Genomic DNA, 12,784 nt, shown 5'->3' on the forward strand with positions numbered 1-12,784 from the left:
CGGGCTAAATGTTTCCGGCATGAGGTAGTTGGCGGTCTTTAAAACTGCCTAGATGGGTTATCTTCGAGCCAGCAAACAGTTTTGGAGCGATCGACGGAGGACCGATTCCAGTAAACTCTCTGAATTTCCGATTGCTGATGGTCTTTTTGACCAAGGTCCCTTTCGTTACATATTGGCAATGGTCTATCTTAGACCCGGCTTTCTCTCAGGTGCTATTTAGGATTTCAGTCTGTTAATCTCCTGCGTCAGTTCAATAAACCGCTGGTCAAGCGCTGCATAATCCTTGTCTTTTGCGGTCATGAAACTCAGTTTCCCAAGGACTTCCTGCCGTTCCGTTTCAAGTCGCATCAGCAATTCCTCATTTTCGTCCCGTTCCGGAGCGGGTGCGTCGAGTTGTTTCTCTATGCGGTGATCTGCAATGACCAGCTTGCTGGTGGTCGTTCTTTCCCGAAAAGCCTGATCATGGGAGACGACCAGCATCGTGCCCGTATACTGCGCAAGCGTCTCCTCGAGCTGCTTACGCGACGGCAAGTCGAGGTGGTTGGTCGGCTCGTCCAGAATCAGCGCGTCCCGTTCCTCCAGAATATAGACCATCAACTTGCACTTGATGCGTTCACCCATGCTCATGGCGCCGATCGGTTCTTTCCACTGCGCGGCCGTAAAGCCGAGATGCTTCATCAAGTTCTGGACTTTGCCGCGCGCTATGAACGTCTCTTTGTAAAACAGCTCACCCGGCGTTTTCTCGAGCGGCAAGTCAAACACTTCCTGCGTCAAGTAGCCGATGCTCGCAGAAGGGGACAGCCAAACACTACCCTCCGCAGGTTCCTGCCCGAGCAGGATTTTCAATAAGGTCGTCTTGCCGCTGCCGTTTGCGCCTTCAATGGCGACTTTTTCCCCGTGCAAAATAACGAAATTCACTTTTTTAAACAGCAGTTTGCCGCCGAACGCTTTCGACAGATCTCTCACTTCGAGAAAATGCTTGCCGGTTTTATGCGTGGCGTTCATCGAGAAGCTGACTTCGTATTCAGGTTCGGGCGCTTCTGCGTGGATCTTGTCCAACTCTTTTTCCAGCCGCTTCTGCTTGGATTTGACCTGCTTGTCCATGCGTTTGGCTTTCATCCGGTAATGTTCTTTATAGCCTTCCTGCGTGGTCGATTCGTCATGGGCTTTATGCGACCAGGAAGTGAGCACGTCCATCTGCGATTCGATGCGCTCCACCATCTTTTGCTGCTTGTCGTATTCGCGCTGCTGGGTCAACCGTTTCTGCTGCCGGGCTTCCGTATAGCTGGTGTAATTGCCGATGTGTTCGATCAGTTTATGGTTTTCGAGCGACCAGATTTTCGTTGCAACTGCATCCAGAAAGTGGCGGTTATGCGACACCATAATGATGGTGCCCGGATACTTGCGGATTTGCGCCAGCAACAGCCTGATGCTATCGCTGTCCAAATGGTTGGTCGGCTCGTCCAGCAACAGCAGTTGGGCATTCCGGGACAAACCAGCAGAAAGCCGGGCTTTCAGTTTTTCCCCTCCGCTGAGAAGCGGGAAGTCATGTTCCGGCACGTGCCATTTTTTCAGCAGCGCGCTTTCGGAAGCCGTGACTTCGCTGAACGAGTGCGTTTCCGTTTCTTGTTCCACAAATACGGTGTCGATGTTCGGCTGGAGCCAGTGGATGTCGCCTGTTGATGGCTCCAATTCACCAGCAATCAGCCGAAGCAAGGTTGACTTACCGGCTCCGTTTTTGCCGATGATGCCGATGACCTCGCCTTGCTGAACGCTTGCGTTGACCTTTTCGAAAATCACCGTGTCCATCAATTCAAAGCGGACATCTTGCAATTTCAGTAGTTCTTTCATCCAATCAATCCCTTCGGTTCAGGGAGAACTAAAAAATCCTCCCAAATAAATTTGGAAGGATTAGCCGTATGGTGCCCGATCGAAACAAGCCATTAGCTTACAATGGCTCGACAGTTTATCAAGATGTGGGCAGACTAATCCTATTTTGCATGAGTTGAAATTATAAATTTCAGCCGCTAAAACAAGATTAGTTACGCATCGTCCACCCATCAGCCTTTCTGTCGTTTGATAAGGCCAGTATAGCACAGGATTTACGCCGTTTACAGCAGAAAACACGAAGACTTCGGGAGTCAGCTTTCAAAAATATAGGAAAGCATCCGTTTTGCCCTTGCAGCCAAAGGGTAACCAAGTATTGTCCAATATAAAAAACAATGCATCTAAACGAGGAGGCAATTATGGAATATATATATTTAGGAAACTCAGGTTTGCGTGTTCCGAAGTACATACTCGGGACGGTCCCTTTCAGTGGAACAAACGGTTTTGAAGCAGCGGGCAACATCGATGAAAAGCTGGCGCGCCGGATGGTCGACATGTCGCTGGAAGCTGGCATCAATATGTTCGATACCGCCAATCTGTATTCAAAAGGGGATGCGGAGCGCGTTTTAGGCGCAGCCATTAAAGGACGGCGCGACGAACTGTTGCTGACATCGAAAACTGGCTTTCACATAGACGAAAATAACCCTAACGCTAGAGGAGCTTCACGAAGCAACATCCTGACGTCCATTGAAGGGTCGCTCGAGCGACTCGGCACAGACTATCTCGATGTCTATTTTGTCCACTTGTGGGACGGGCAGACGCCGGTCGAGGAAACGGTGGAAGCGATGACCAGCCTCGTGAAGTCCGGCAAGATTCGCCATTGGGGCGTATCGAACTACAGCGGCTGGGCCTTGGCCAGAACGTTTACGGTCGCGGAACAGTCCGGCAACATCCCGCCGATCACGCAGCAAATCTACTACACACCCGAAGCACGGGAAGCGGAATACGAACTGCTTCCGGCCGGCAGCGAGCTCGGCATCGGTTCGATGATCTGGAGTCCGCTAGGCGAAGGGCTCTTGAACGGCAAGATCGGCCGCAACAAACAAGCGCCTGAGAACACACGCCAAGGCGCCGGATGGCCAGAGCCTTGGGTGCAGGACCAGGAGCGGCTGTACCAGGTCATCGACGCCTTGGAAGAGGTCGCAGCCAACCATAACGCTTCGGTACCGCAAATCGCCTATGCATGGGTCCGTGACCGTCCGAACGTCGGACCAATCGTCATCGCAGCCCGCAACGAGGAGCAGCTGAAAGAAAACATCGCGTCTTTTGAAATCAAGCTGACGCAAGACGAGCACGACCTGATCGAATCCACTGCGCGTCCGGTGCCGATTTATCCGAACTGGCACCGCACCATGAGCTCGTTTGACATGAGCAGTCCGTCTGAGAAGACGTATTTGGAAGGGTATAAGAAGTCGATGGGGATAGAGGAATAAAAAAAGATTAAGAAAAGGCACCTATCCTGAGCTTAGGTGGCTCTTGGGATGGGTGCGTTTTTGTCTTTTTAAGGCTTGTTCTGAAGAAAAAGAAACTACAGGGGAAAATCACTAATTCAACTAAGCAGCTTTCAGCTTACTGATTGACTCCTAAGACGATCCAGGCAGATCTTTTATTACTCCCTGCTCCTCAATTCGTCCTGAAGATAATCTGCAAAATCAAGCCAAGTTGCCTCATCTGTGATTATGCCTGAATTTCTGCACTCGTATATTTCACGGATGTATTTTCTCAAATCGAACTCTTTTACACTGCTGATATTTTCTTTGATGGTGCCAATTACCAGTACAGAGGCATCTGAACTGCTGCCTAATGCATATCTAAAAGCGAAAAACAGTATATCATTAGTGACTGCTAATCTCTGTTCCATTCTGTTTCCTCCTCAAGTTTAGCTTTAATTTCTTGAATGATTCTATTTTCTTCTATGGGTGCTTGTATTTCTCTTCTACCCTGACTCATTAAACTTCAACCTCTAAAAACGGCTGATTATATTCGGTTTATTGAGAAGAAAGATAAAAAAGTAAAGAAAAGATCATATAAATATTATGAATTTGTGGAGTTAACCTATACAGTAGAGCATAGTAGAATTCTTGCAACCAGTGCTTGTGGCTTTAGAAGAGGAATTTAGGAGGCTACAAATTAAAGGCGCTCGAAGCAGCGTTTAAAACTTTTATAAGATCTTGAACATCTAATCGTACATAAAAGGCTGTCCCCTTGAACATATAAAAGACGTCTGCAAGTGTGATTATCTATTTAAACCCTACTGTCCCAGTTTTTTGGTTGTACCTGATCGTATGAAAAGAAGAAGTAATTGCATATCAATTGGAGGAAATAACATGAATAAAGAGTTTCACTCATTTGGCTGGTACGCGTCTAAAGTATCGCCGCATCTGCCCAAAAAAGCATTTAACCGGGTTCCGGGCCGTTTACTTGGCGGACTCGCCTATCTACTTATTACAATCGCAGGAATGTTGGCGATTGGCCTATATGATTTACCCTTTCTTGCGAACATCGCCATCTCATTTGTAATCGGAGCGAGTTTTGCCGCAATGGGATTCCTGGGGCATGAAATCCTACACGGAACGGTAGTGAAAGGAGCCGGATTGCGCAATTTCCTGGGAGCTGTTTTCTTTTTCCCTCTTCTAACGGGGCCGCTGCTATGGCGCAAATGGCATAACGTGACCCACCATGTTCATACGCAGCATGAAGAGAAAGATCCCGATACGTGGTTGTCAAAAGAAGACTTAGACAAAAAGCCTGCGCTGAAACTGATCTACCGATTGCCGTTTTCAGTCCGTGCATCTCTGGAGTTTTTCGCTTTGTGTTTTACATTCACACTGCACTCGACTAAAATATTTTTCGCTTACATTAAGGAGTTTCAGCCTGAAAAACGCAGGGCAGTCTGGTTCCAGTTTTTATTGCCGTGGGTTTCCTGGATAGGGCTGATTTTCTTTGTGGGAATAACAAACTGGCTGTTTATATTTTTGATCCCACATTTAATTGCGAATGCAATTGTCATGGGATACATTTCGACTAATCACCGGTTGAATCCACTCGTTCCGGTAAATGATCCACTGGCCAATACCTTATCGGTGACGGTTCCGCGGTGGGTTGACGTATTGCATTTTAACTTTTCCTATCACACCGAACATCACATCTTTCCGAGTATGAGCTCGAAGTATTATCCTTTGGTCAAAGAACACATAAAGGATAACTGGCCAACTCGCTATCACGAGATGCCCATGTCGAGTGCTTTAAAAGCATTATGGAAAACTCCCAGAGTCTACTACAATGGGAAAGACTTAATCGATCCTCAGGCAGGTTTGGCCTATGGATCGCTCGGGAATGGTCTGAATCCAGAAGCAATTAAGCCGCGGCCGATGAATGGCAGCGGTAGTAGAGAGGGAATAAAACAAGCTTAAAGTTCTGAAGGGGCTGTCCTCAAAGGTCATGAAAAATGACTTTTGGGGACAGCCCTTTTGTGATTCTTTTTTTAAAATAACGGGCTGACTTCCTTTGCGGCGCCAGCTAAACCTGGCAGTGTCTTCTGAAATCGGGAGGTGGAGCTCTAAATATGAATAACCACTTTAGTAAATATCTTAGTATAATCGGATTTTTATGCATTCCCAAATAAGCTAGGGCTGACGCAGCGATCGCTGGACAATGAGCAGGTCGATGTCTCAGTCGCCTTTGAAACAGACGCTACCATCAGAAGCTACGACCTGATCGTTTTGGAAGAAGAATAGGGTATTAAAAGTTTAATATAGTAACGGATGAAGAAAACGCATCAATTCTGGGATGGAAACAGTTCTAGGGATGGTGCGTTTTTTTCGATTGCAAAGATAAGTTTATGCTAATGGAAATTCAAACCTTTTGTTTAATTGTATCGCCACCGAGTAAGAAAATGACGGAAGCGTTTTGAATCAAGGTGTGAGCATCTTCTTTTTGAACGCCATAATTGATTAAATGATAGTCATCAAATAAGATGCCAGCATGATTAAGCCACGAGCGCTCAGCTGCACCATCTACTTCATCATCTAATGGATTTGAGCTAATCATAATGAGCGATTTTCTATCTGTTATATCCTCCCGCAACACTTCACTCAGATGCTCAGGAAAAAAATTGTTAAACCAACCTAAATAGTAGTGAGTGTTCATAAATACCTCCGTAACAAATTATAAACAACAGTAATTTACTGCGTTGCCCCTTTTTGTTCAATGCCCATTTTTTCTTCTGTTGAGCCAATTCTCTCGTGTTAACTTCATATTAATAGAGTCAATCCAGTTGCCTTCGAACTCCCAATCGTTTTTATCAATGCTCGATTGTACAAAGCCAACCTTTTCGTAAACATAATGTGCCCGTGGATTAAAGTCGAAAACACTTAAAGTTAATTGAGCGAGTGTCGTCTTTTTAAATACATAATCAATGATGAGTCGAGTTGCTTCCGTTCCTAATCCTTGATTTCGTCCTCTCGGTCCAATGAGAATTCTGAAATTCATGCTATGATTTTTTTCATCGTATGCATTGATTACGACTTCTCCTACTAAGAAGCCCTTGGATTGGTCAATAATCGCAAGATCCAAGCGATCAGTTTGTTTATTTCTTGTATTGTACCAATGGAGTGTTGCTTCCCGATTAAAATCCGAACTGCTTCCCGTCAATTTTAATACTTCCGGGTCCTTTAAACATTCCTCTATAAAAGGAAAATCTTCATTTTTAAACGGTCTAAGAATAACTTTATCTCCTGCTAATAGGGGTTTATTACCTAGATCGACCATTCCACTAACACGCCCTTCATTCCATTTAATTTCCCTTTACGGCTCAAGCGAGGGAGGCAGCAATCGTTCAAAAAGGGTCCGTTAATTGAAGTTTACCCTTTCTTAATCACATCTTTAGTTAAATTAGTAAGCCAGCCAGAATATCACCATTATAATTGTTAAAAAAGTTCAAATGGTTTAAAGTTAGAAAAACACCTAAAGGAGAAAAGATAATGTTAAATTCAGATTTGGATATACGCTTAGAACCGCGACTTAAAGAATTATATCAATTACATAAGGAACGCTCTGCAAATATTGACTGGAGCTATCACGAATTTATACCATGGGACAAGGCCATGTCCTTTAAACGAGTTCCTTGGGAGGAGAGTCAAGTAACTCTTCCAAAAGGTGTAATTATTGCCGTAGAAACAGCATTACTTACAGAAGTAAATTTACCTTGGTATACTTCACATTTGGATTATACATTTAAAAATTCAATGGAAGTAATAAATGATTTCGTACGCACTTGGACGGCTGAAGAAGACCAGCACTCTAACGTACTTGAAACGTATTTATTGGTGACACGAAACGTAAATCCCGCAAGATTGCATGAATTAAGAAAACGAGTAGTTGAAAGTGGCTGGTTTCCAGATTTCACTAATCCTCTAGCAACCATGGCTTATACTACTTTGCAAGAGTTAGCTACACTGGTTTTTTATAATAATGTAGCTAAGGTAGCGGGTCTTCACGACAAAGATTTAGCAACATTACTTCGACGTGTAGCGAAAGACGAAGCACTTCATTATGCATTCTATCGCGACACAGTGAAAGCCCATCTTGAACTTGATCCGAATTTCATTGTTTATTTTGAGAAGGTAATTATTAATTTCTCTATGCCAGGTGCCGTTATGCCAGACTTTACCGATAGAATGAAAACCATTGCAATAGATACGAATTATGGACCACTCCAATACTTTGACCAAGTATTAGATGTCGTTATTAAATACTGGGATATTGCCAACTTGCAACCTACTAGCGAAGAGGCCAAACAATCACAAGCAAATATAATGAAATATCACGGGCGACTAAAAAGAATTAAAGATCGCCAGGAAAAAAATAAAAGGTAGATGGATGAAAGGGTTCTTTTATAATGAAAACAACTTGTGAATTATGTGGAAAAGAAACGAAAGATAAAGTAAGTTATTTGGAAATTGAAACATGGGAATTTAATTTTTTAGAGAATGAGAAAAAAGACTTTTACTCTATTTGTTTTAATTGTTTTGACAAACATACGAATAAGTTCATTGACAAAGAAATGGATCTTGAATTGAGAAAAAAACGTTCTCTTTTGGTGAATAAAGAGATCCAAGAAGAAATCGAAGCTATTCTTGAAATCGAAAATTAATTACTCAACTATAGTTATTGAGCCTAAAGCATATGAGCAATAAATTGAATCTCTTAAAACAGTATGACAAGTACGTACTGTATGAAAGATGCATCACTTTAGTGAAATAGATGAAATTTGGTTTGGTGAAAAAATCCAACTAGGTTCCAATGATATTAACACGGCAAGAATAAATAATTGCTTCATTATATATGAGAAACCGAGGATACAGGAGTCGGAAAAAGGAAAGCCATCTTCTTTGGAGGGTGGCTTTTTACGTTCTAAAATATTGAGAAGGATCCACACGTACACTTGGATAACAATGATTTTGAAAAGAAATAGGGAGGAGGAATGGTGAATTTTAAATAAGTTGACCACAGCCATAACATAGAGACACTTGTGCCCTCCAACCTGTTTACTTTAATTGTGCTTGACACAACGGTACGATTTTTCGACTGAATGAAACTTATACAATTTTCTATAAAAGTGCACAAAGAGAAAGTTTGCCCTTTGTGCACTTTTTATGTTATAACATAAAAGTATCGAAAATGAGGTGACAAAATGTCAGACAGCAGTTTACGGGATAAGAAAAAAACAGCGACCCGCCAGGCTTTGGCTGAGGCTGCCTTCGATTTGGCAGTGGAGCGGGGAGTGGATGGTTTTGTAGTGGAAGATATAGTCACAAAGGCCGGCTATTCGCGCCGGACGTTTGCCAATTATTTTTCATGCAAGGAAGAAGCGATCGCCAATTCTTTGACGATGAATGATTACTTGGAGCAAGACGACCAATTTTCATTTTCTGCGAAGGATTATACGCCTCTGAGCACCATCGAAATGTATATTCGGGGCAGCTTTACGATTAATAAACTAAAGCGGCTCAACTGGCTCATTTCCCTGTCCCGGAATCATCCTACACTTAAGTTGTATGTAACCGGTGCGCTAAAGGAAGTACAGGATTTTGCCAGACGCGGCATCAGTGAGGAGTTTGGCAGCGATTATCCGGAAGAGTATTACCATATTCTGATCGGCGCTGTGTTCGGTGCGGTTTTGCCGGTTCTTGATGAAAGCATCGATGTGAAATTGCCGGAAGATGGGGAACAACATGGGACAGACAATGAGTTTAACAAGTATGTCGATATTGTCTTTGCTCATTTACGAAAAGGCTTCAATTAAAGAAAATAGAGAACGGAGTTGCAAACGTGTCAAAGTTTTTTTACAGCATCGGAAAAACGGCATACAGCAAGCCCTGGATTTTCATTGCCAGCTGGCTGCTTATTTTAGGAGTCATCATTACTGCCATCGTCACAAATGGTGTGAACACAAGCAGTGAAACGAGAATTGATGGAACCGCTGCCCAGGATGTTCTGGATCAGTTGGCGGAAGATTTCCCGGTTGCTTCGGGCGGTCAGGGAAGTTATATTTTTGAGGTTCCGGAAGGGGAAACGATTGATGAAGCGGCAAATGCGGGAGCTCTCGCACTGGCCGTGAACGAAATTTATGAGTTGGATTATGTGGTGAATCCGATGGATATGCTGCAGGACGGGGAAGCGATGGCCCAGATGGAGGAAATGCAGGCAATGTTGAGCCAGCTGCAGACGCCAACAGTCACCCACCGGCCTTTCGTGGTTCAGGAAATGCCGGTTCCAGGCGTTCAAATTTCTGAAGATGGCACCGTCGCTTTATTCCAATTCCAGATGACAAAACAGGCGGAAGACCTGACGGAAGATGAGCGCGCTGAATTGTCAGCGGCTGCGTCTACCGTGGAAGATGACACATCGATGGAAGTCATCCCGACAGGCACACTGCAAGGGGTGGACATCCCGATCGGCGGCACGCATGAAATTATTGGACTGGCAATTGCCGGTGTGATCCTCGTTGTCACGCTCGGTTCGCTCATTGCGGCCGGTTTGCCGCTTGTTGTGGCATTGATCGGCGTCGGCGTAGGTGTCGGCGGCACGTTCGCCGTATCCAGCTTTTTTGAGATCAATAGTCTGACACCGGTCCTGGGTTTGATGATTGGTCTGGCAGTCGGAATTGATTACGCGTTATTCATTGTCAACAGACAGCGCAAGCTGATCATCGATCAAAAGCTGTCCGCAAAAGAAGCGGCAGCCCGTGCACTGGGTACAGCAGGCAGTGCGGTATTTTTTGCCGCTCTGACCGTCATCATCGCACTCAGCGGCTTGCTTGTCATCGGTATTTCTTTCCTGAGCAGCATGGCGATCGTCGCTTCGCTGACTGTCCTGATCGACTTGCTCGTCGCACTGACCCTTCTGCCCGCATTGCTTGGGCTGATCGGTGAACGAATCGTTTCCGTTAAGACAAGACAGAAAGAACAGGCAAAAACAGACTCTAAACCAAGCTTTGCGCATAGCTGGATCGCCGGCATCCTCAAAGCCAAATGGGTCGCGGTTCTGCTCGTCATTGCAGTTCTTGGCACTCTTTCGGTTCCGGTACTGCAGATGAATCTTGGCATGCCATCCGGTGCTAGTGCCAACGAAGATACGGCTGTCAGACAAAGCTACGACATTATATCTGACAGCTTTGGCGAAGGCTATAACGGACCGTTGCTGCTCGTTGCAGAAAATGAAGATGCGGGTCCAGTCGATCCAGAGGAATACGTTCAGCTGCTGACGAATATCGCTCAGCTTGACGGCATTTCTGAAGTGTCCCCGGGCGGCTTTAACGAAGACGGAACCATCGCCATCGTTTCAATCATTCCAGCAAGCGGACCGACAGATGATACGACAAAAGAGTTGGTGGAAAGCTTGCGGTCAGACGCGGCAACTGTCGAAGGCACACAGCTTGAAGTTGGCGTGACCGGCTTGACTGCGGTCAATATCGACATCTCAGAGAAATTAGCTGAAGTATTCCCAATCTACATCGGAATCATCGTCATCCTGTCGCTTCTCATCCTGCTTGTTGTGTTCCGCTCAATCATCATACCGATCAAAGCGACTGTCGGCTTCCTGCTGAGCATCATGGCCACATTTGGTGCAACTACAGCCGTGTTCCAGTGGGGCTGGTTCGGTTCTGTGTTCGGAATTGATACAGGCGGTCCCTTGTTGAGCTTTATTCCGATACTGGTGACGGGGATCTTATATGGTCTCGCAATGGATTACCAGGTATTTCTTGTTTCTTCCATGCGCGAAGCTTATATTCACGGACAAAAAGGCGATCGTGCCATTGTGAATGGGTATAAGACCGCGAGCAAAGTGGTCGTCGCTGCAGCGTTGATCATGGTCTCGGTGTTCTCCGGCTTTATCTTCACGGACGACATCATGATCAAGCAGATCGGCTTTGCCTTGGCATTCGGGATTCTTGTGGATGCCTTCCTGATCCGGATGATCTTCGTGCCAGCGGTCATGTCGATGTTCGGTGACAAAATCTGGTGGCTGCCGAAATGGCTTGATAAGCTTCTGCCGGATTTGGACATCGAAGGAGAAAAACTCCTGCAGGAACTGGATAAGGAAGAAAAAGTGAAAGTGAAAAATGCAGAAGAAAATCCTGTATGATCATACTTTAAGCTGCCGGGAAACTCCCGGCAGCTTTTGTTTTGCCTTGTAATTCTTTTAAAATCAATTTTTCATAAAAGTATTTACTACCATAAAGTTAATATTGGAATATACTAGTATTATTATGTTTAAAATGTTAATTTTTATAAATTAACATTTTAAAACAGCATGGAACTAGTAGAGGAGCGTCTTTAAATGAAAAAGAAAATGAAGTATCTAGTCGTCCTTTTAACGGTTATTTTTATGGTGGGATGTACGGAAATAGAAGATGCAGCAATTACAGATACAGAAACAGTTGCACAAGAAGTAACCACAGCTGAAGCAAATGAAAGCATCGATACAGAAGAAACGGTCCCTCCGGTTGTGGAGGAATCCGCCGCAGAGGAACCAGCAGCCGAACCAACTGAGGAGCTGTTCGAAGGATACGAACTGATCGAAGTGGATGGCGGGGATGTGTCTGGAACGCGTGAACCGAACGTTGCCGTTAACATTGGCTATGGAGACCGTGACTATTGGGCCTTCACGAATGAACATGGGCAGCTGGAGCGTGTCGTTGCAGACGAAATTATTGTACAGGATGACAGCACCGAACCTGTCTTATCGTCTGGCAGGTACTATTCCGATGAAGCCAAGGTGCCTGGGGTCGAAAGTGACGTATTGGATGAGGGGCATGTCCTTGCGGATTCTCTTGGAGGGGTGTCGAATGCCTATAATATTACGCCGCAAGAAAGTACGCTTAACCGCCATGGCGATCAAGCGTACATGGAAGACGTCATCCGTGACGCAGGGGGAGCCACTAATTTTGAAGCCATCATCACCTATCCGGATACGGAAACGCAGATCCCTTCCAGTTATCAATATACCTATACGGTAATGGGCAACGAAGTCGTGGATACCTTTGACAACGTGAATCCGGATGAAGTAAACGCATCCCTCGGGTTAACAGGCAGTGAGCCTACTGACTCTAGTTCAGACACAGACAATCAGCCTGTCGAGTCACCCGCTGCAAACACAGGCGGTGATGTAGCCAGTGTCGATACAAACGGCAATGGACAGGTGACAATCAAAGAAGCCGAAGCAGCAGGTTTTAGTATGCCGATCATGAGTGATCATTGGTTATATCCGCATATGCGGGATAATGACGATGATGGGATGGTTGGCGAGTAAGCTCCGAGAACTTTAGAGCAAGATAAATGACAGAAAGCTAGTTTCTTCCTTGAATGATGTAAGGCATGCTGCGATTCCCTGT

At 45.1% G+C, this 12,784-nt stretch carries 10 protein-coding genes and 1 pseudogene; 7 read left to right on the forward strand and 4 right to left on the reverse strand.

Annotated elements, in window-relative coordinates; translation table 11 throughout:
* Positions 1–216: 216 nt before the first annotated feature.
* Positions 217–1,851 (reverse strand): ribosomal protection-like ABC-F family protein, encoded by a 1,635-nt coding sequence (gene abc-f / locus QOZ98_RS10980; protein WP_308787488.1) that lies wholly within the window; start codon positions 1,849–1,851, stop codon positions 217–219.
* A 395-nt stretch (positions 1,852–2,246) separates the two neighbouring features.
* On the opposite strand from abc-f, the gene QOZ98_RS10985 reads away from it, so the two are divergent.
* Positions 2,247–3,320, forward strand: a complete 1,074-nt coding sequence (locus tag QOZ98_RS10985) for an aldo/keto reductase (protein ID WP_308787489.1) — start codon at positions 2,247–2,249, stop codon at positions 3,318–3,320.
* A gap of 176 nt (positions 3,321–3,496) precedes the next feature.
* Here the strand turns inward: QOZ98_RS10985 and QOZ98_RS10990 are convergent, their stop codons facing one another.
* Entirely contained in the window at positions 3,497–3,748 is a 252-nt protein-coding gene (locus tag QOZ98_RS10990; protein ID WP_308787490.1) for a hypothetical protein, read from the reverse strand.
* 466 nt (positions 3,749–4,214) lie between these two features.
* On the opposite strand from QOZ98_RS10990, the gene QOZ98_RS10995 reads away from it, so the two are divergent.
* The gene (locus QOZ98_RS10995) at positions 4,215–5,300 is read left to right on the forward strand and encodes a fatty acid desaturase family protein (protein WP_308787491.1); all 1,086 of its coding nucleotides are present in this window, start codon (positions 4,215–4,217) and stop codon (positions 5,298–5,300) included.
* 451 nt (positions 5,301–5,751) lie between these two features.
* On the opposite strand, the pseudogene QOZ98_RS11000 reads toward QOZ98_RS10995, so the two are convergent.
* A pseudogene (locus QOZ98_RS11000) lies at positions 5,752–6,036 on the reverse strand (cyanophycinase); the annotation flags it as partial.
* A 57-nt stretch (positions 6,037–6,093) separates the two neighbouring features.
* Positions 6,094–6,657 carry a GNAT family N-acetyltransferase gene (locus QOZ98_RS11005; protein WP_308787492.1) on the reverse strand — a complete coding sequence of 188 codons (564 nt, stop codon included), beginning with the start codon at positions 6,655–6,657 and terminating at the stop codon, positions 6,094–6,096.
* Positions 6,658–6,869: 212 nt separating this feature from the next.
* Here QOZ98_RS11005 and QOZ98_RS11010 point away from each other — a divergent pair, with 212 nt between their 5' ends.
* From QOZ98_RS11010 to QOZ98_RS11030, 5 genes are all read left to right on the forward strand, one after another.
* Complete coding sequence (locus tag QOZ98_RS11010) at positions 6,870–7,763, forward strand: acyl-ACP desaturase (RefSeq protein WP_308787493.1); 894 nt, start codon at positions 6,870–6,872, stop codon at positions 7,761–7,763.
* Between the two features lie 23 nt (positions 7,764–7,786).
* The gene (locus QOZ98_RS11015; RefSeq protein WP_142828585.1) at positions 7,787–8,041 is read left to right on the forward strand and encodes a hypothetical protein; all 255 of its coding nucleotides are present in this window, start codon (positions 7,787–7,789) and stop codon (positions 8,039–8,041) included.
* 540 nt (positions 8,042–8,581) lie between these two features.
* Positions 8,582–9,193, forward strand: coding sequence for a TetR/AcrR family transcriptional regulator (locus QOZ98_RS11020; RefSeq protein ID WP_308787494.1), 612 nt, complete (start codon positions 8,582–8,584; stop codon positions 9,191–9,193).
* Positions 9,194–9,219: 26 nt separating this feature from the next.
* Complete coding sequence (locus QOZ98_RS11025; protein ID WP_308787495.1) at positions 9,220–11,535, forward strand: MMPL family transporter; 2,316 nt, start codon at positions 9,220–9,222, stop codon at positions 11,533–11,535.
* Positions 11,536–11,730: 195 nt separating this feature from the next.
* Positions 11,731–12,702 (forward strand): DNA/RNA non-specific endonuclease, encoded by a 972-nt coding sequence (locus tag QOZ98_RS11030; protein ID WP_308787496.1) that lies wholly within the window; start codon positions 11,731–11,733, stop codon positions 12,700–12,702.
* Positions 12,703–12,784 lie beyond the last annotated feature (82 nt).

The organism is Planomicrobium stackebrandtii, from assembly GCF_030814955.1.
Lineage (GTDB): Bacteria > Bacillota > Bacilli > Bacillales_A > Planococcaceae > Planococcus > Planococcus stackebrandtii.